Source organism: Nocardia cyriacigeorgica NBRC 100375, from assembly GCF_000308555.1.
In the GTDB taxonomy this organism is placed as follows: domain Bacteria; phylum Actinomycetota; class Actinomycetes; order Mycobacteriales; family Mycobacteriaceae; genus Nocardia; species Nocardia cyriacigeorgica.
In genome coordinates, this window is the sequence record NZ_BAFY01000176.1 from 1 (window position 1) to 19,138 (window position 19,138).

Consider the following 19,138-nt stretch of genomic DNA (forward strand, 5'->3'; position numbering starts at 1 on the left):
CCTGCTGAGCCAGCGCGGCACTGGCGGCGTCCAGTTCGGACTGCACGGTGATCTGCTGTTCGCGGGCGTATGCCTCTTTGCTCTGCTGGCTTTCCAGCTCGCGACGCCTGGTCACCAGGTCGTCGGCGGCCAGGCGCAGCCGGGCATCGCGCAGGTCGGCCTGCACGGTCTGGGCGCGGCGGGCGACCTCGGCCTGCCTGCCGAGCGGTTTGAGCTGACGGCGTAGCTCGGTGGTGAGGTCGGTGAGCCGGGCCAGATTGGCCTGCATGGCGTCGAGCTTGCGGACCGCCTTTTCCTTGCGTTTGCGGTGCTTGAGCACGCCGGCGGCTTCTTCGATGAACGCGCGACGGTCTTCCGGCCGTGATTCCAGGATCGCCGAGAGCTGGCCCTGCCCCACGATGACGTGCATTTCCCGGCCGATGCCGGAGTCACTGAGCAATTCCTGCACGTCCATCAACCGGCAAGAGCTGCCGTTGATCTCGTATTCACCGGCGCCGTCGCGAAACATCCGGCGGGTAATGGAGACCTCGGCGTAATCGATGGGCAGCGCACCGTCGGAATTGTCGATGGTCAGCGTGACCTCGGCGCGCCCGAGCGCGGCCCGGCCCGCGGTGCCGGCGAAGATGACGTCCTGCATCTTGCCGCCACGCAGGGCTTTGGCTCCCTGCTCGCCCATCACCCAGGTGAGCGCGTCGACGACGTTGGATTTCCCGGATCCGTTCGGCCCGACCACACAGGTGATCCCCGGCTCGAACCGCAGCGTCGTCGCGGACGCGAAGGACTTGAACCCCTTCAACGTCAAGCTCTTCAGATGCAAATCCGGCGACCTTTCCGTGTACTGCCGTGGAGAGCACTGGCCCGGCACCGCCCCGTCGTATCCGGCGACCAGTCATGGTAGCCGCCCGCGACGGGGCGCGGTCCACCCCAGGCTAATCACCGGCCGCCGAATCCCCGGCATTTCACCGGCGCCGCCGGGCCACCGAACCCGCAGTACAGCACACCGGCAGCATCCGCGCCCGGATCAGGCCGAACGGCAGAACCGCCCGGATTCGAATCCGGTGAGCGCGCGGAAGGCCAGCACCGCACCCCATGGCCCGATCACCCAGATCGGCCACGGGTAGGTGAATTCGCCGGCCGCCAGCGAGATGGTGCCCCAGATCACCAGCACCAGCACGCTGACCGACACCCAGGAGGCGGCTTCGATGCGCTGCCAGACCGGGATGCGCGGCCGCCGCGGCTCTTCGGTGCGCGGCTTCGGCAGTTTCGGCAGGTCCGAGAGCACGAGACCGAGATCGTCGCGGGTGGTGGTGGCCCACACCGTCGCCACCCGCTGGTCGTATTCGGCGAGGTCGAGCCGGCCGTCGGCGAGGTGCCTGCTCAGCAACTCCACGGTCTGGGCGCGCTCGGCGTCGGAAGCGCGGGTACCCGGCGAGATGTCCATAGCTGCTCCTAACGACAGGGCCCGCATGCGAACGATCGAGCCACATTCCACAGTGGAATACGAATCAAGGATGCGCCTTCCACAGTGGAATGTCAAGGGCTGCCTCGATGGCCCGTGATGTCAGCGGCGATCAGAGAATGGCGAAGGCGACGACCAGACCCAGCGCGAAATGCGCGGCCGCGACGATGAGCGCTTCGATGGCGAACCGGTCCGCGTGCATGACCGCACCGATGTCGATGCCGATCGCCTTCTCCACCACCCGTACCGAGACGATCTGCGCGATGATGCCGACCAGCCCGAAGACCGCCGCCGCGATCAAACCCTCCAGCAACCGGCCACCCGCGGAGAAGATCGCGAGCACCACGATGAACGCCATGCTGATCATGCCCGCCGCGGTGACAACGATGGCATTGGGCCGTCCGTCCGCCACCAGTGCCCGCAGCCGCCCGGGCGTGGTCAGGTCGATGCCGTAGAAACCGATCACCATCAGCACCAACCCGACGACGGCGTAGAGCAGGATGGCCCCCACGCCGTCCGCCAGCGAACTCCAGTAGCTCGAATCGAGGGCCAGAGCGGTCATCGTGATCCTTCCGAGGGACGTCGAATGGGGCGCGGTGCGCCCTCGCAATCTATTCGGTGATGATCCGATGGGGCACGAAGGCGGCGCCGTCGTCGGTGATCAGGCCCGCGGTCTCGCGGATACCCAGTCCCGCCGCGTCATCGCCGACCACCCAGGTGCCCAGCACCGGACGCATATCGTCGAAGACAGGCAGCGGATCGAGCAGCTGGTAGACGTAGCCTTCCTCGCCGTACACCCCGCCGGTGGCGGTTTCCAGCCCTGCGCCGACGATCGTCATATTCGCGCCTTCGCGGCCGAGCTTCGGTTTGCGGATGTATTCGGTGAGCTCATTGGGCTGATCGAGATAGGCGGGCAACAGGTTCGGGTGACCGGGATACATTTCCCACAGCACCGCGAGGATCGCCTTGTTACTGAGCAGCGTCTTCCACAGCGGTTCGATCCAGGCGGTCTCGGGCAGCGAATCGACCACTCGTTTACCGAATTCGTCGTCGAGCACCCATTCCCACGGATACAGCTTGAATATCGCCTCGATCGGCGCCTCGGCCAGATCCACGAACCGGTCCAGTTCGGTGTCCCAGCCGACTTCCTCGATGGGCAGCGCGATGGTGTCGAAACCGGCCTCGGCGGCGGTCTCCTGCATGTAGGCGGTGGTGACGTTGTCCTCGCCGGTGGCGTCGGCGCCGGACCAGGTGAAGTGCAGATGCGTGCCGGGCAGGCCGCTGCGCAGATCCGACCAGCGCTGCACCAGCTTCTCGTGCAGCGAATTCCATTGATCCCCACCGGGATAGCGGTCGGTGAGCCAATGCCACTGCACGATGGCCGCTTCCAGCAGCGAGGTCGGCGTGTCGGCGTTGTATTCGAGCAGCTTGGCCGGGCGGCGCGCGTCGTAACGCAGATCGAAACGGCCGTAGACGTACGGGTCGCCGCGACGCCAGGATTCGGCGATCGGCCCCCAACTCCATTCGGGCAGCCCGAAATCGCCGAAACGCTCGGTGAGCACGACATGTTCCACGGCGCGCAGGCACATCGAATGCAGCAGTTCGACATCGGCTTCCAGAGCGAGGATCTCATCCATCTCGAACTCGTAGTGCACCGATTCGTCCCAGTACGGGCGCGGATTACCGCTGGCGTCGCGGCCGGGCGCACCGTAGACCAGGCCCTGGTCCTCGGTGATCTGCTGCCAGCCCGGACGTGGGGTATCGCGGACCCGGCGCATCAGGAACCTCCGCCGGATTTGCTGCCGAGCCCGCCGCGCTGGATGACGGTGCCGCTCTTGGTGGTGATCTCCGCGCCCTTGGGCTTGACCGTGGTCCCGCCGGTGGGCGGTTGGCCGACGGTGTTGTTGCCGCCGTAGTAATAGCGGTACTGCATACCGTTGTAGATGAAGATGCCGCCGACGCCGGCATGACCCGCCGAGCTCGCCCGGCCGCACCGGTCGTCTTCGACCACGGTCTCCTTGCCGTCCTCGTCGATGACGGTGCAGTAGGCGGTGACCCGGTCCGGCGCGGCCACCGCCCGGTAGGCCAGATAGCCACCACCGACCAGAGCCGCCACACCCACCACGGCGGCGCCGCCGATCATCACGCGCTTGCGGGTGCGGCGAGCGGCTTCTTCGCGCGCGGCCGCGGCCTGCGCCTCGGCTTCGGCCTTTCTGCGCGCCTTGTCCCTGGCTCGGGCTTCGGCGACGGTGGGCGGGCGCGGCTGGGTCACGCCGGGTTCTTGGCGGTGGACGCTGCCCGGACGAGGAGTGTGGCCGCGAGATTCCGGCGTCGGCTGCTGCGGTTCCGGCTTCGACAACGAGGGCCGCTCGGACTCCGGGTGCTCGGGTCGCTGCCCCGGCTCCGGACGATCGGATTCCGGCTGACCGGGCGCCTGCGAAGGGCCCGGCCCAGCTGCGGGGCCCTTAGCGGCGTCGCCGCCGGCACCCTCGTCCTCGGGCCGGCCTCCGGTATTCGGAGTTTCGCTCATCTGTGCTCTCCTCCCCGGCCGGTCGGTCGATTCAGCGCTCCTCGAATCCGTTCAGATCGCCGCGTGCGGGCTCCCAGTTCTCCACCACCAGGGTGACACGGCCGGGTGTCTCGCCGCCGCGAAGCAGCTCGAGCAGGCGTTCGCAGGCGGCCCGCGGGCCCTCCGCGACAACGTGCACGCGGCCGTCGCGAGCATTGGTCGCATGCCCGGTGAGGCCGAGTTCCAATGCGCGCGACCGGGTCCACCAGCGAAAGCCGACGCCCTGCACCAGACCGTGCACCCAGGCGCTGAGCCGAACCTGCTGCGAGGCCTGCGACATCAGTCGGCGGTGTCGATATCGAACGAGAGGGTGACGTTGGTGCCCGCCTTCAGGGTGCGCCCGACGGTGCACACCTTGTCGATGGCGCGCTGCACGGTGACCAGTAGTCGCTCGCGGGCCTCGGGGTCCAGTTCGCTGAGGTCGAGCTCGAAGACCTCGTCGAGCTGCGGATAGACCTCGTTCTCGCGGTCGGCGGCACCGGAGACGCGGATGGTGGCGTCGTAGTTGTCGCCGAGGCGGCGCGAGAGCGGGAAGTCCGAGCTGAGCCCGGAGCACGCGGCGAGTGCGATCTTCAGCAGCTCACCGGGGGTGAACACGCCCGGCACGTTTTCCGATCCGATCAAGACCTCGGCTCCGCGCGAGCTGCGTCCGGTGTAGCGCCGGGTCCCGGTGCGCTCGACCCACAGGGTGGTCGATCCGGGTGCGGCGGTGGTGGTGGACACGGCGGCGGTGTCGGTCACGGGTGCGGCGGTGTGTTCAGCCATGGGGACGATCCTGCCATCTCGGTTCGGCGGCGATGCACGCCTGCCAACATCACGGCCGACGCGCTCATTCCTGGAAGCGGTAACCCATGCCCGCTTCGGTGAGCAGATGCTTGGGCCGCGAGGGATCGTCTTCGAGCTTGCGGCGCAGCTGAGCGAGGTAGACGCGCAGATAGTGGGTCTCGGTCGCATAGGACGGACCCCACACCTCGCGCAGCAGTTCACGACGTCCGACCAGCTTGCCGCGGTGGCGCACCAGCATCTCGAGCATGCCCCATTCGGTGGGCGTCAGATGCACGTCGGCGCCGTTCTTGGTGACCTTCTTGGCGGCGAGGTCGACGGTGAACGAGGCCGTCGCCACCACCGGGTCGCCTGCGTCGCCGTCGGTGGCGCCGCGCCGCACGGCCGCGCGCAGCCGGGCCAGCAGTTCGTCCATGCCGAACGGCTTGGTGACGTAGTCGTCGGCGCCGGCGTCGAGCGCCTCGACCTTGTCGGAGGAGTCGGTGCGCGCCGACAACACGATCACCGGCGCCGAGGTCCAGCCGCGCAGGCCGGCCAGCACGTCGATGCCGTCCATGTCCGGCAACCCGAGATCGAGGATCACCACATCCGGATGCCGGTCGGCAGCCACCCGCAGCGCGGCCGTCCCGGTGCCCGCGGTGAAGACCTCGTAGCCGCGCACGGACAGGTTGATGCGCAGCGCGCGCACGATCTGCGGTTCGTCGTCGACCACCAGCACCTTGGTGGCGATCGCGTCGGGCGACTTGTCGGTCATCGCGGCTTCCTGGTCGATTCGGAGGCACCGGGAGTCCTGGTGCGTGCGGTCGGCGGCGGTGCTGGTCACGTCACTTCGGCGCGGTCGGTTCCCTGGGCCGGATCGTCGCCGCGCGATCGGCCCGCCGCATCCATTGTCGCCGGGGACTCGCCGGACGCATCGCCCTCGGGTGCCGGGTCCGGTGGCGGCGCCGCGTCCTCGCCCGCCGGCAGCTCGACCAGCATGGTCAGGCCGCCACCTGGCGTCGGTTCGGCATGCACCGTGCCACCCATCGCTTCGACGAAGCCGCGTACCACCGATAGCCCGAGCCCGACGCCGGTGGTGTTGTCCCGGTCGCCGAGCCGCTGGAACGGTTCGAACAGCTGCTCTTCGGCGCCGGCCGGGACGCCTGGCCCGATATCGACGACGGCGATCGCGACCTTGCCGCCGTCGCGTTCGGCGGTGATCCGGATCGGCGTGTCCGGGGTGGAATGGCGCATCGCGTTGTCGATGAGGTTGGCCAGGACTCGTTCGAGCAGCCCGCCGTCGGCGCGCACCGACAGCGCGTCCACCTCGACCGCCACCCGGTCCATCGCCGCTCGTCGCAGCCCGCGCGCGCCCATGCCGACACCGACCAGCGCGCGGTGCACCACTTCGTCCAGGTAGACCTGCCGCAGCTGCGGCGACACCACACCGACCGCCAGCCGCGACGAGTCGAGCAGGTTGCCGACCAGCGCGGTGAGCTGGTCCACCGATTCCTCCACCGTCTCCAGCAGTTCGGCGGTGTCTTCGGGTGAGAACTCGACGTCATCGCTGCGCAGGCTCGACACCGCCGCTTTTGCCCCCGCCAGCGGGGTGCGCAGATCATGGCTGACCGCCGACAGCAGCGCGCGCCGCAGCCGGTCGGCTTCCAGCAGGGCCGCCGCGGCGCCGGCTTCCTCGGCCAAGCGGGCCTGTCGCAGCAACGCGACGGCCTGATTGGCCACGGCCGTCAGTACCGGACGATCCCCGGCGGTCAGTGGGCGACCGGACAGCAACAGCCGATGCACGCTGTCGCCGGCCTCTATGGTGGTGTCGGCCTCGGCGGGCTGCGTCGGCGGGTCGGTGCCGACGGCCGCGAGCACCGTCTCCCCCGCCACCAGGGCGACCGCCCGCATGGCGTAGGTCTCCCTGACCTGTTCGAGCAGTTTCGGCAGATCCGCACCGTGCAGCACCGCCCCGGCGAAGACGGTCAGCAGCTCGGCCTGCCGGGAAGCCTTGCGCGCCTGCCGGGTTCGGGCGCTCGCGCGGTCCACCAGCGCGGCCATCGCGACCGCAACCAGTAACAGCACGGCGATGGTGATGGCATTGTCGGGCTCGGACACCGTGAGGCTGTAGCGCGGATCGGTGAAAAACCAGTTCAGCAGGAATCCGGACAACAACGCCGTGAACGCGGCCGGGAGCACCCCACCGAGCAGGGCGACCGCGACCACGCCGACGAAGAACACGGCGCTGATCCCACCGAGTTCCAGCATCTGATCCAGCACCTGCACTCCGAACAGGCAGACCAGCACCGGCACCACCACCGCCGCCACCCATGCCCACACCGGGTGCCGCAGCATCGCCCAGGATCTGCGCAGTCCCCGGTTGGCTTCCTCGTGGGTGACCATGTGGACGTCGATCTTGCCGGACTGCTGCACCACCGCCGAACCGATACCCTCGTCGAAGATGCGCGCCCAGCGGGAACGCCGTGAGGTGCCGAGCACGAGCTGGGTGGCATTGACCTCGCGGGCGAATTCCAGCAGTGCCGCGGGCACGTCCTCGCCGGTCACGGTGTGCAGCGACGCGTCCAGGCTGGCCGCGAGTTCGCGCAATCTGGCCAGCCGCGCGGTGGACACCCCGGCCAGGCCGTCGCCGCGCACCACATGCACCACGACCAGATCAGCGCTGGACTTGGTCGCGATTCGGCTGGCGCGGCGCACGATGGTCTCCGATTCCGGGCCGCCGGTCACCGCGACCACCACCCGCTCGCGGGCCTCCCACAGTTCGGTGATCCGGTGATCGGCCCGGTATTTGGCCAGCGCGGCGTCGACCTGGTCGGCCAGCCACAGCAGGGCCAGTTCGCGCAGTGCGGTGAGGTTGCCGGGACGGAAGTAGTTGCGCAGCGCGGCGTCGACCTTCTCGGCGGCGTAGACGTTGCCGTGCGACATCCTGCGGCGCAGCGCCTCCGGGGTGATGTCGACCAGTTCGACCTGTTCGGCGCCGCGCACCACCGCGTCCGGCACGGTTTCGCGCTGCTGGATGCCGGTGATCTGCTCGACCACGTCGTTGAGGCTTTCCAGGTGTTGCACATTGACCGTCGAGATCACATCGATGCCCGCGTCGAGCAGTTCCTCGATGTCCTGCCAGCGTTTTTCGTTCTTGCTGCCCGGTGTGTTGGTGTGCGCGAGCTCGTCGACCAGCACCACCGCCGGCGCGCGCCGCAGCACCGCCGCGACGTCGAGTTCCTGGAACGCCGTGCCGCGGTATCGGATGATCTTCGGCGGAATCTGCTCGATCCCGTCCAGCAGGGCGGCGGTCTTGGCGCGCCCATGGGTTTCGACGACGGCGGCAACTACATCGCGGCCGCGTTCCAGCCGCCGGTGCGCTTCGCCGAGCATGGCGTAGGTCTTGCCGACTCCCGGCGCGGCTCCCAGGTAGATCCGCAGCTGCCCGCGCTTCACTCGTCCATCATCGCGCGTCGCGCCTGTGCTGCCCGAGCGGGGCGCACGGGCAGCACCCGCAGGTCGCGGCGTTCCTGTCGCAGGCCGATCATGCGGATGATCAGCGCACAACAGAGGAAGCCGAAGACGACCGCAATGGTCACAACCGACACGAGGAACTCCTTCCACAACCTGTGCACCGGTCGGGTGCGGGATTCCGACTGGCCGGTGTCCCACTTCTACCGCGCGTTTCGGGCGCGAGCCGCGTCTTTACGGTCTCCTTACGGCCTGGCCGTCGTCTTTGACAGCTTCCTTCCGGGTGACCGGATGAGGCGTCAACGAAACGCAAATGCCGCGCCCGGCACCGCCAAGAAGTCGTAAGGACGAGCCTCGAGTGCCCTTCTGGGCGCTTGACTCGATCTCCGGCGCGCTTCACCCCCGAAGCGCGAAGGAGGTCTGGAACTGATGTCTGTGGTGGTGTACGCCGTGCTGACGATCGCGTTGTTCGCGATTCTCGGCCTGATCCAGCGGGGGGTGGAGCGGCTGTGATCGCCAATCTCGTCGGACTGGTGCTGGCTGTCGCGGTGGCCGGGTTCATGGTGGCCGCGCTGCTGTTCCCGGAGAGGTTCTAGTGAGTACCACTACCGCGGGGATCGTGTTCGTCGTCTCCCTGATCGTCGCGCTGGCCCTGGTGCATGTGCCGCTCGGCGATTACATGTATCGCGTCTACCACGGCACCCGGCATTCGCGGTTCGAGCGGCTGCTGTTTCGCCTGATCGGCGTGCAGCCCGAGGTCGAGCAGACCTGGCCGGTGTACGCGCGCAGCGTGCTCGCCTTCTCCGCCGTCGGTGTGCTGCTGCTGTTCGGATTCCAGCTGGTTCAGGGTGTGCTGCCCTGGCATCTGGATGATCCGGGCACCGAGATGACCCCGGCGCTGGCCTGGAACACCGCGGTCAGCTTCGTCACCAACACCAACTGGCAGAACTACTCCGGCGAATCCACCCAGGGCCATCTGGTACAGATGGCGGGTCTTGCGGTGCAGAACTTCGTCTCCGCGGCCGTCGGAATGGCGGTGGCGGTGGCGCTGGTGCGCGGCTTCGCCCGCAGGCACACCGGGGATCTGGGCAATTTCTGGGTCGACCTGGTGCGCGGCACCCTGCGCATCCTGCTGCCGATCGCGTTCGTCTCGGCGATCGTGCTGATCGCCGGCGGAGCGATCCAGAACTTCCACGTCCACGATCAGCTCACGCAGACGATCGTGGGCGGCGAACAGACCATCCCGGGCGGGCCGGTGGCGAGCCAGGAGGTCATCAAGGAGCTCGGCACCAACGGCGGCGGCTTCTACAACGTCAATTCCTCGCATCCGTTCGAGAATCCGGCGACCTGGACCAACTGGCTGGAGATCTTCCTGATCCTGGTGATCAGCTTCTCGCTGCCGCGCACCTTCGGGCGCATGGTCGGCAGCCGCAAGCAGGGTTACGCGATCGTGGCGGTGATGGGCACGATCGCGCTCGCGAGCGTGTCGCTGACCAACCTGTTCCAGCTCCAGCACCACGGCACCGTCCCGACCGCGATCGGTGCGTCGATGGAAGGCGTGGAACAGCGCTTCGGGGTGGCCAATTCGGCCACCTTCGCGGCTTCGACCACGCTGACCTCGACCGGTGCGGTGAACTCCTTCCACGATTCCTACACCAGCCTCGGCGGGCTGATGACCATGTTCAATATGCAGCTCGGCGAGGTCGCGCCGGGCGGGGTGGGCGCGGGCCTGTACGGCATGCTCATCCTCGCGGTGATCACGGTGTTCGTGGCGGGGTTGATGGTCGGGCGCACACCGGAATATCTCGGCAAGAAGATCACGCCGCGCGAAATCAAGCTGGCCGCGGCCTATTTCCTGGTGAGTCCGCTGATCGTGCTGGTGGGCACCGCGCTCGCGATGGCGATGGCCGGACAACGCGCGAGCATGCTCAACTCCGGGCCGCACGGCTTCTCGGAAGTGCTGTACGCGTTCACCTCCGCCGCGAACAACAACGGCTCGGCCTTCGCCGGCCTGACCGGCAACACCGAGTGGTACAACACCGCCCTCGGCCTGGCCATGCTGTTCGGCCGGTTCCTGCCGATCATTCTCGTGCTCGCGCTCGCCGGTTCACTGGCCCGCCAAGGCAGCACCCCCGCCTCGATCGGCACACTGCCGACCCACCGTCCGCAGTTCGTCGGGATGGTCGCCGGGGTGACGCTGATCCTGGTCGCGCTCACCTTCCTGCCCGCGCTCGCGCTCGGGCCGCTCGCCGAAGGAATCCACTGATGACCACCTCTGTCACCGAAACACCCGGCCCCGCACCGGCCCCCACCGCGAAACGCACGGTGGCGCGCGGCGTGCTCGACCCGGCGCTGCTGCTGTCCTCGCTGCCCGAAGCGCTGCGCAAACTCGACCCGCGCACGCTGTGGCGCAATCCGGTCATGCTGATCGTCGAGGTGGGCGCGGTCTGGTCGACCGTGCTCGCGCTCGCGGACCCGAGCTTCTTCGGCTGGGCGATCGTGGTGTGGTTGTGGCTGACCGTGCTGTTCGCCAACCTCGCCGAAGCCGTCGCCGAGGGTCGCGGCAAGGCGCAGGCCGACACTCTGCGCAAGGCCAAGACCGATACCGTCGCGCGCCGGTTGCCCGGCTGGACGCCCGGCGCTCGGGTCACCGAGGAGCGGATCGCCGCACCGCAGCTGCGCCGCGGCGACTACGTGGTGGTGGAGGCGGGTGAGGTGATACCCGGCGACGGCGACGTGGTCGAGGGCATCGCCTCGGTCGACGAATCGGCCATCACCGGTGAATCCGCGCCCGTCATCCGGGAATCCGGGGGCGACCGTTGCGCGGTCACCGGCGGCACCACCGTGCTGTCGGATCGCATCGTCGTCGAGATCACCCAGGAACCGGGCGCGAGCTTCATCGACAAGATGATCGCCCTGGTCGAGGGCGCGAGCAGGCAGAAGACGCCGAACGAGATCGCGCTGAACATCCTGCTGGCCGCGTTGACGATCATCTTCGTGTTCGCGGTGGCGACCTTGCAGCCGATGGCGATCTTCGCCAAGTCGAACAATCCCGGCGTGCCGGACAGCGCCGCGCTCGACGCGCATGGGATCACCGGGATCGTGCTGGTGTCGCTGCTGGTCTGCCTGATACCCACCACCATCGGCGCACTGCTGTCGGCCATCGGCATCGCCGGCATGGACCGGCTGGTGCAACGCAATGTGCTGGCCATGTCCGGACGCGCGGTCGAGGCGGCCGGTGATGTGAACACGCTGCTGCTGGACAAGACCGGCACCATCACCCTCGGAAACCGGCAGGCCGCCGACTTCGTGGCGATGCCGGGTATCTGCGCCGATGCGCTCGCCGATGCGGCGCAACTGTCCAGCCTGGCCGACGAGACTCCGGAGGGCCGCTCCATCGTCGTGTTGGCCAAACAGGCCTACGGCAAACGCGAACGCACGCCCGGTGAGCTGACCGGGGCGAGCTGGGTGGAGTTCACCGCGCAGACCCGCATGTCGGGCGTGGATCTCGCCGATGGCCGCAGCCTCCGTAAGGGTGCGGCGTCGGCGGTGACCGAATGGGTTCGGGCACAGGGTGGTTCGGTACCCGACGAGGTCGGCGCGATCGTCGACGGTATCTCCGCCTCCGGTGGCACACCGCTGGTGGTGGGCGAGCTGGCCGGCGGCCACGCCCGTGTGCTCGGCGTCGTCCATCTCAAAGATGTCGTCAAGCACGGCATGCGGGAACGTTTCGACGAGATGCGCCGGATGGGCATCCGTACCGTGATGATCACCGGCGACAATCCGCTCACCGCCAAGGCCATCGCCGATGAGGCCGGCGTGGACGATTTCCTCGCCGAGGCCACCCCGGAAGACAAGCTGGCGCTGATCAAGAAGGAGCAGGACGGCGGACGTCTGGTGGCCATGACCGGCGACGGCACCAATGACGCACCGGCGCTGGCCCAAGCCGACGTGGGCGTCGCCATGAACACCGGCACCTCGGCCGCCAAGGAGGCCGGCAACATGGTCGATCTGGATTCGGATCCGACCAAGCTGATCGAGATCGTGGAGATCGGCAAACAGTTGCTCATCACCCGCGGAGCGTTGACGACCTTCTCCATCTCCAACGACATCGCCAAGTACTTCGCGATCATCCCGGCACTGTTCGTCTCGCTGTTTCCCGGCTTGGATGCGCTCAATGTCATGCGCCTGGCCAGCCCGCAGTCGGCGATCCTGTCGGCGGTCATCTTCAACGCCCTGGTGATCGTCGCGTTGATTCCGCTGGCCTTGCGCGGGGTGAAGTACCGGCCGAGCAATGCTTCGGCGTTGTTGAGCCGCAACCTGCTGGTCTACGGCCTCGGCGGCATCGTCGCGCCGTTCGCCGGCATCAAACTCATCGACCTCGTGGTCCACCTCTTCCCCGGGATGTCCTGATATGTCTGTGTTCTCGATGCGGAAAACCACCTGGATCCGCCAGCACCTGGCCGCGGTACGGGCACTGCTCGTACTGACCGCCATCACCGGAATCGCCTATCCGCTCACCGTCTTCGCGGCCGGCCAGCTGCCCGGATTGAACGACAAGTCAGACGGTTCCCTGCTGCACGCCGACGGAAAGACCGTCGGCTCCAGCCTCATCGGCCAATCGTTCACCGACGCCGACGGCAACGCGTTGCCGCAGTACTTCCAGTCCCGCCCGTCCGCCGCCGGCGATGGCTACGACCCCATGTCCACCTCCGCGAGCAACCTCGGACCCGAGGACATCGTGGACACCGCCGACCGCACCGGCCTGCTCACCACCGTGTGCACCCGCAGCAAGGAGATCGCCGACCGTGAGGGGGTCGATGGTTCCCGCCCGTTCTGCACGAGGGACGGGGTGGGCGCGGTGCTGTCGGTGATCGGGCCGCGTGATGGCGCCGGCGAAGTGAGCGCACCGGTCCGGGTGGTCAGCGTCAACGAGCTCTGCCCCACGCGCCCGTTCCTGCCGGCGTATCTGGGCGTGCCGGTGGAGTGCGCCGAACCGGGAGCGGATTACTCGATCGGCCGCATCGTTCCCGTCCGCGGTGATGCCCCCGCCGACCCGGTGGTTCCCGCCGATGCCGTCACCGCGAGCGGCAGCGGCCTCGACCCGCACATCTCTCCCGCCTACGCCGAACTCCAGATCCCGCGGATCGCGGCTGCCCGCGGCATCACGGAAGCACAGCTACGGGCCCTGGTGAGTGCGTACACCGACGGCCGTACGCTCGGCTTCCTCGGCGAACCCCGCGTCCGGGTCGTGGAGCTCAACCTCGCCTTGGACCGCGACCACCCGGTCCGGAGCTGACCCTGGGTGCGGATGTCGTGGTCAGCGATCCGGGCATCCGCACCGCAGCGCGTGCCGTATGCCGGTCGCCACGATCACTCGAGGCGGCCCGGCAGCCACATCGGCGGCCAGTGCCGGCGGCCCGATGGCAACGTCCAGGTTCCTCAGCTGAGCGGGCGCCGCAATCCGCGCGGATCCATCGGCTGCTCGGGCACGGACCGCGCGCGAATCCGACCGGCGCTATCGGCTCTGCTCGGATCGGTCGATGACGACATCGCCCGCCGGGCCCGGCGCGATGAACTCCAGCAACTGCGCGGCCTCGGCGAGTACGGCGCTCTCGCCGGCGCGGTCGAGCGGATACCAGGGCAGGATGCGGATCGTGGCCTTGTCCAGGCCCCAGCGGCCGTGGGTGAAACCGTCCACCAGATAGACCGGGATGCCCGCCGAGGCCTCGCGGGCGGTGCGCCTGCGGTCGTGCTCGGCGATGATGCGGCGGCGGTCCTTGTGCCCGAGCAGGGCATTGTCGAAGGCGGGGAGGAAGCGAACCGGCACCGGCAGGTCCGCGGGCGCGAGGGGCGCGTCGGGGTGGTCGAACAGCTCACGACCGTCCTCGGCGCGAAATACCCGCAGGCCGGGCCGCAGCCGCGCCAGCACCGCGGCCAAGCGGGTGACGCCGGACCAGGCCTGGACATCGGCGACCGTGGCGGGACCGAAGGCCGCCAGATAGCGCAGGACGAGGGTGTCCGGATCGGGTTCGGCTGCCAGCGGCGCCCCGATCCATTCCTCGGCCAGCCCCACGGTGACGTAGCGGTTGGTCCACCGACCCCACGCACCGGTGTCGGCGCCGTGCGCCATCGGCACCAGCACCTCCACGCTGTCGGCGAGGCGGCGGGCCAGCCGGTCGGGAAAATGCTCGCCCAGCAGCTTGCCCAGCTCGGTCCGTGGCATCATGCGGCCGGTCAGCAGGCGCCTACCGTGGGCGGCGAGCTCGGCGAGATCGATGCCCTCGATCTCGTCGCGGTAGTAGGCCGCCTTCAGCAACGACTCGACCCACGGCTGCACGGTCGGCCGCAGCCAGCGGTAATCCTCGGCGGTGGCCAGATGCATGGTGCGCCGGATCATGGTGGACCGCACCACTTCTCGGTCCCGCAGTAGCCCTTCGAGATCGGCGTGCCGGAAGCCGCCGACCCGCGCCCACAACCCCACATAGGGCCAGTTCGGATCCTGCCCCTGCACCGCCACCAGATGCCGGATCACCTCGAGCGGTGCCTCGTCGACGCGGTCGGCCAGCCGCTGCCGCACCAGCAGCGTCCGATTCAGCTCACGTAACGACAACTCCCGCATGGTCGACGATTATGGTCGAACCCACCGACAGGCCCGGGCCGTCGAACTCACGGGAACGGGCGGCACATCGACGGATAGGCCAGATCCCGGCACGGCATGTTCCCGGCGGCCCGGATCACGTCTTCCCCGCCGGCCTCGGTGAGGAACCGCAGGAAACTCGCGCCGAGCGAACCCGGCGCGAAATCGCCGTAGCTATAGGCGTACTCGATGCCCCAGAACGGATAGACGCGGTTGGCGGCCGCTTCCCGGGTGGCCTGCTGACCGTTGATGGTGACCGTCGCGACCTGCGTGGACTCGGCGGCGTCGGCGTGTTCGGCATAGCCGACGGCGCCGGGTGTCTCGGCCACCGCGGCGAGCATGTCCTTGGTGACAGCCACATCGCAGCGGCCGGGGCCGGGCTCGCGCCGGATCTCCCGGCAGGTGGCATCGCGCGCGGGCGGCTGCTCGCCGTCGAGCAGCCGCGTTTCGAAGGTCCGCCGCGTCCCCGATCCCGGATGCCGGTTGATCAGTCGCACCGGCAGATCCGCCCCGCCCAACTCGCTCCAGTTCCGCACCCGCCCGGCGTACAGGTCGCGGATCTGCTCGACGGTCAGATGCCGGACCTTCGTGCCGGGATGCACGATCACGCTGAACAGCGACAAGGCCAGCGGCCGCTCCACCAGCTCCGGATAGTCCAGCCCCATCGGACCGTCCGCGATCGCGAGCAGACCCGGATTGTCGTTGCCCTCCGATTCCAGCCGGTTCATGCCCGGTTCGCTGCCCTCGAAGGCGAATTCGAACCTCGCGCCTCGGCAGCTGTGCTTGTAGACGTCGGCCGCCTCGCGAATCACCTGTTCGAACGCGGTCGACCCGACCACCGTCAGCTTCCCGTCGGCGCACCCGAGCGGCGCCTTCCCCCGTTCGACCGCCGCGACGATGAATTGCGCGACGATGACCACCACCAGAAACGCGATGAGCGCGATCATGAACAATGGAATACCGGTCTGGCTACGGGTTTCGGTGACCCGGCCGCCCTTGATCATGCCCTGCAACCGTGGCGGCGGATACTCCCCCGTACCCGCCGACCGTTGCAGGATGGCCAGGATCTTGTAGTGATCGGCCCGGTTGAGCGGCACCCTCGGCAGGTCGATGATGCCGACATGGTCGGAGGTTTCCCGCACCGCGATGCCAGAGTCCGGTTCGAGTAGATCGCCGAGCGCGGGATCGCTGAGTTCGGTGACGGCCATGCCGATCACCCGTCGCTGCGGGAAGCGCAGGTGCAGCCCGGCGCGACCATTGTCGGGAACGCCGTAGTCGGCGCTGTCGAGCGAGGTGGCGCCGCTGTTCTCGATCCGCATCAGGACCACCGACAGATCCTTCAGATCGGGACTCGCCCCGTCGGCCTGCGGCCGCAGCTGGGGCAGCACACCCGGAAACACCGATTCGATCTCACCGGTGACCGGTGTATCCATCTGCACCCGGTAGCCGAGCTGTTTACGCCCGACGAAAACGAACTCCCACAAGAAGGCGCCGACCGGCACCGCGATACCGATGAGTGCCAGCACGATCTCTAGCGGAAAGCCGCCCACTGAACTGTCCCTCCCCAACGAAAATGCGTGGCAATCATTTTCGGCCGCGACGGGCGCGATTCACCAGCGTCGACCGGATTGTTCGCCAACAGTTAATCAAACTCCCCGGGCGATCAGGCCCCGGTTTGTCGCGTCCAGGCCAGCAATTCGTCCACCGGCCGGGTATTGATGACGCGTTCGGGCGGCACCTCGTTGGCGACGGCACGGGCACAACCGTAGCCCTGCCAATCCAGTTGGCCCGGCGCGTGCGCATCGGTGTCGACGGCGAATTCGCAACCGATCTCGACCGCCAGCCGCATCAACCGGCTCGGCGGGTCCTGCCGTTCGGGCCTGCTGTTGATCTCGACCGCGGTGCCGAAGCGCCGGCACGCCTCGAAAACCAGTTCGGCGTCGAAATCCGATTCCGGCCGGGTGCCGCGCCCGCCGAGCACCAGCCGCCCGGTGCAGTGCCCGAGCACATCGACCAGCGGATTGGCCACGGCGTAGACCATGCGTTTGGTCATGGTCTCGCGGTCGTCGCGCAACCGCGAATGCACGCTGGCCACAACGATATCCAGCTCATCGAGCAGGTCGGGGTCCTGATCGAGGGTGCCGTCGTCGAGGATATCGACCTCGATGCCGGTGAGGATGCGAAAGGGCGCGAGTTCGGCATTGAGTTCGGCGACCATGTCCAGCTGGCGGCGCAGCCGCTCGGCGGACAGGCCATTGGCGACGGTCAGTCGCGGCGAATGGTCGGTCAGCGCACAGTATTCGTGGCCGAGCGCGGCCGCGGTGCGCATCATCTCCGCGATCGGGCTGCCGCCGTCGGACCAGTCGGAGTGGGTGTGCAGATCACCGCGCAGCAGCCGCCGCAACGGCCTGCCTTCGATGCCGATCGGTTCGGCGGCCGCCCGCAGCTCGGTCAGGTACCGCGGCACCTCACCGGCGTAGGCCTGCTCGATGACGGCCGCGGTCTTCGGCCCGATGCCCGCCAACTCCTGCCAGCTGCCCGCCGCCTGCCGGGCCGCGCGTTCGTCCTCGCTGAGCCCGGCGACGATATCGGCCGCCCGCCGATAGGCCTGCACCCGATGCGTTTTGGCGCGCTCGCGCTCGAGCCAGAACCCGATCTCGCGCAACGCAGCCACCGGCCCCGGCACACTGGCCGGGTCCGGTGTTCCGATCGGATCGCCGCCCACCGCGGCCTATCGGATCCTGGCGTATTTCACGAAGGCCACCCCGTCCTCGAACACCTGGCTGGTGATCACCCGGAACCGGGTCGGCTCGGGCAGCTTGGGTCCGTCGCCGAACAGCGAGCGTCCCCGGCCGAGCACGATCGGGTACAGCTTGAGGAAGATCTGGTCGATCTCCGGCAGCAGCGCCTGGGCCAGTTCGCCGCCACCGCACAGCCAGATGCCGAGCCCCTTGTCGCGTTTGAGCTCGCGCACCGTGGCCAGCGGATCGGCCGAGATCAGCTCGACGGCCGGGTCCGGGCTCTCGGTCATGGTCGTGGAGACCACGAACTGACGCAGATGCGCGTACGGGCTGGAGGTGCCGGTACGCACCCCGAAATCGTGGGTCTTGCGGCCCATCAGCACCGTATCGAAGTTGGCGTTGCGCTTATCGATCCCGAGCGCCTCGCGCACTTTGGTCGGCAGCGTTTCCGGGTACTGCGCCGTGATCGCCGGGCCGTGGTCGCCGCCGACCGGGAAGAAGTCGACCGACCCGTCCTCGGTGGCGATGAACCCGTCGATGGTGGATGCGACGTAGTAGGTGAGCTTGCGCATGTGTCCTTCCTGCACGGCCGGTGTCACAGTAGAGCCGTATGCAGAAACGGTAGCTCGCTATCGGGTCCTCGGGCGAGGCTTCCGCTGGCATCGCGGACACGAAAACGACGAGCGGTTCATGAACTTCTCCCGCACGATCGGCGCGCCGCAACGCGGGCACGGCTGTTCGGCGCGGCCGTAGACGGCCAGCGAGCGTTCGAAGTATCCGGAATCGCCGTTGACGTCGACATACAGAGCGTCGAAGGAGGTGCCGCCTGCGGCCAGCGCGTCGCGCATCACGGCGGCGGCGTCGGCGAGCAGAGCGCGCAGCACCGGCTTGCTGAGCCCGGACGCGATGCGGCTGCCGTGCAGCTTCGCCCGCCACAGGGCCTCGTCGGCGTAGATGTTGCCGACGCCGGAAACGACCGTCTGGTCGAGCAGCACCCGCTTGATCTCGGTGTTCTTGGCCCGGATCGCGGCCACCACCGTCTCGGGGTCGAAGCGCGGATCCAGCGGATCGCGCGCGATGTGGGCGACCGGTTCGGGGACACGGGTGCCGTCCACCTCGACCAGATCGGCCAGCGTCCAGCCGCCGAAGGTGCGCTGGTCGACGAAGCGCAGCTCGGCGCCGTTATCGAGGGTGGCCCGAATGTGGGCGTGCTTTTCCACCGGCGCCTCGCCCGGCCGGATCAGCATCTGCCCGCTCATGCCGAGGTGGACGACCAGCGCGAGATCGGGATCGTCGAAGGTCAGCCACAGGTACTTGCCGCGTCGTTCGGCGGCGGTGACGCGCAGCCCGGACAGCCGGGCGGCGAGGTCGGCGGCGCCTTCGAGATGACGGCGAACCGAGCGCGGATGGCCGACGGCCACCGATTCGATGACGTGGCCCACCACATGCTCGGCCAGACCGCGCCGGACGACCTCGACTTCGGGGAGTTCGGGCAC

At 68.4% G+C, this 19,138-nt stretch carries 18 protein-coding genes; 3 read left to right on the forward strand and 15 right to left on the reverse strand.

Annotated elements, in window-relative coordinates; translation table 11 throughout:
* The 10 genes from RJ05_RS16920 to RJ05_RS16965 all read right to left on the reverse strand — a co-directional run.
* The coding region (locus RJ05_RS16920; protein ID WP_036538390.1) for a chromosome segregation SMC family protein at nt 1-817 on the reverse strand (817 nt) is incomplete at its 3' end.
* A gap of 204 nt (nt 818-1,021) precedes the next feature.
* Nucleotides 1,022-1,441 carry a DUF1707 SHOCT-like domain-containing protein gene (locus RJ05_RS16925; RefSeq protein ID WP_036538392.1) on the reverse strand — a complete coding sequence of 140 codons (420 nt, stop codon included), beginning with the start codon at nt 1,439-1,441 and terminating at the stop codon, nt 1,022-1,024.
* A gap of 130 nt (nt 1,442-1,571) precedes the next feature.
* The gene (locus RJ05_RS16930; protein ID WP_036538393.1) at nt 1,572-2,021 is read right to left on the reverse strand and encodes a DUF350 domain-containing protein; all 450 of its coding nucleotides are present in this window, start codon (nt 2,019-2,021) and stop codon (nt 1,572-1,574) included.
* 49 nt (nt 2,022-2,070) lie between these two features.
* Entirely contained in the window at nt 2,071-3,237 is a 1,167-nt protein-coding gene (locus tag RJ05_RS16935) for a glutathionylspermidine synthase family protein (protein ID WP_036538395.1), read from the reverse strand.
* Nucleotides 3,237-3,989 carry a hypothetical protein gene (locus tag RJ05_RS16940; protein WP_234012124.1) on the reverse strand — a complete coding sequence of 251 codons (753 nt, stop codon included), beginning with the start codon at nt 3,987-3,989 and terminating at the stop codon, nt 3,237-3,239. Before RJ05_RS16940 ends, RJ05_RS16935 begins: the two co-directional genes overlap by 1 nt.
* 31 nt (nt 3,990-4,020) lie before the next feature.
* Nucleotides 4,021-4,308, reverse strand: a complete 288-nt coding sequence (locus RJ05_RS16945; protein ID WP_036538399.1) for an acylphosphatase — start codon at nt 4,306-4,308, stop codon at nt 4,021-4,023.
* Nucleotides 4,308-4,793, reverse strand: coding sequence for an OsmC family protein (locus RJ05_RS16950; RefSeq protein WP_051016652.1), 486 nt, complete (start codon nt 4,791-4,793; stop codon nt 4,308-4,310). The genes RJ05_RS16945 and RJ05_RS16950 overlap by 1 nt, the downstream gene beginning before the upstream one ends.
* 64 nt (nt 4,794-4,857) lie before the next feature.
* Nucleotides 4,858-5,565, reverse strand: coding sequence for a response regulator (locus tag RJ05_RS16955; RefSeq protein ID WP_036538422.1), 708 nt, complete (start codon nt 5,563-5,565; stop codon nt 4,858-4,860).
* Nucleotides 5,566-5,630: 65 nt separating this feature from the next.
* A complete protein-coding gene (locus RJ05_RS16960) occupies nt 5,631-8,246 on the reverse strand; it encodes a DUF4118 domain-containing protein (protein ID WP_036538400.1) in 2,616 nt (871 codons plus the stop codon).
* On the reverse strand, nt 8,243-8,398 hold the full coding sequence (locus RJ05_RS16965) for a hypothetical protein (protein ID WP_156090829.1): 156 nt from the start codon (nt 8,396-8,398) through the stop codon (nt 8,243-8,245). Before RJ05_RS16965 ends, RJ05_RS16960 begins: the two co-directional genes overlap by 4 nt.
* 458 nt (nt 8,399-8,856) lie before the next feature.
* Between RJ05_RS16965 and kdpA the strand changes: the two genes are divergently transcribed.
* The 3 genes from kdpA to RJ05_RS16985 are packed head-to-tail and all read left to right on the forward strand — an operon-like array spanning nt 8,857 to nt 13,560.
* Nucleotides 8,857-10,527, forward strand: a complete 1,671-nt coding sequence (gene kdpA / locus RJ05_RS16975; RefSeq protein WP_036538404.1) for a potassium-transporting ATPase subunit KdpA — start codon at nt 8,857-8,859, stop codon at nt 10,525-10,527.
* A complete protein-coding gene (gene kdpB, locus RJ05_RS16980; protein WP_036538405.1) occupies nt 10,527-12,674 on the forward strand; it encodes a potassium-transporting ATPase subunit KdpB in 2,148 nt (715 codons plus the stop codon). The genes kdpA and kdpB overlap by 1 nt, the downstream gene beginning before the upstream one ends.
* A 16-nt stretch (nt 12,675-12,690) precedes the next feature.
* Nucleotides 12,691-13,560 carry a potassium-transporting ATPase subunit C gene (locus RJ05_RS16985; RefSeq protein WP_036538424.1) on the forward strand — a complete coding sequence of 290 codons (870 nt, stop codon included), beginning with the start codon at nt 12,691-12,693 and terminating at the stop codon, nt 13,558-13,560.
* A gap of 219 nt (nt 13,561-13,779) precedes the next feature.
* Here RJ05_RS16985 and RJ05_RS16990 read toward each other — a convergent pair whose 3' ends face one another.
* From RJ05_RS16990 to mutM, 5 genes are all read right to left on the reverse strand, one after another.
* The gene (locus RJ05_RS16990; RefSeq protein ID WP_036538406.1) at nt 13,780-14,883 is read right to left on the reverse strand and encodes a winged helix DNA-binding domain-containing protein; all 1,104 of its coding nucleotides are present in this window, start codon (nt 14,881-14,883) and stop codon (nt 13,780-13,782) included.
* A 47-nt stretch (nt 14,884-14,930) separates the two neighbouring features.
* On the reverse strand, nt 14,931-16,427 hold the full coding sequence (locus tag RJ05_RS16995) for a PstS family phosphate ABC transporter substrate-binding protein (RefSeq protein ID WP_249040429.1): 1,497 nt from the start codon (nt 16,425-16,427) through the stop codon (nt 14,931-14,933).
* A 137-nt stretch (nt 16,428-16,564) separates the two neighbouring features.
* Nucleotides 16,565-17,626 (reverse strand): PHP domain-containing protein, encoded by a 1,062-nt coding sequence (locus RJ05_RS17000; RefSeq protein ID WP_234012114.1) that lies wholly within the window; start codon nt 17,624-17,626, stop codon nt 16,565-16,567.
* Nucleotides 17,627-17,632: 6 nt separating this feature from the next.
* Nucleotides 17,633-18,214: a dihydrofolate reductase family protein gene (locus RJ05_RS17005; protein ID WP_036538427.1), complete on the reverse strand. Its 582-nt coding sequence runs from the start codon at nt 18,212-18,214 to the stop codon at nt 17,633-17,635.
* Between the two features lie 57 nt (nt 18,215-18,271).
* Nucleotides 18,272-19,138 carry a bifunctional DNA-formamidopyrimidine glycosylase/DNA-(apurinic or apyrimidinic site) lyase gene (mutM, locus tag RJ05_RS17010; protein ID WP_036538409.1) on the reverse strand — a complete coding sequence of 289 codons (867 nt, stop codon included), beginning with the start codon at nt 19,136-19,138 and terminating at the stop codon, nt 18,272-18,274.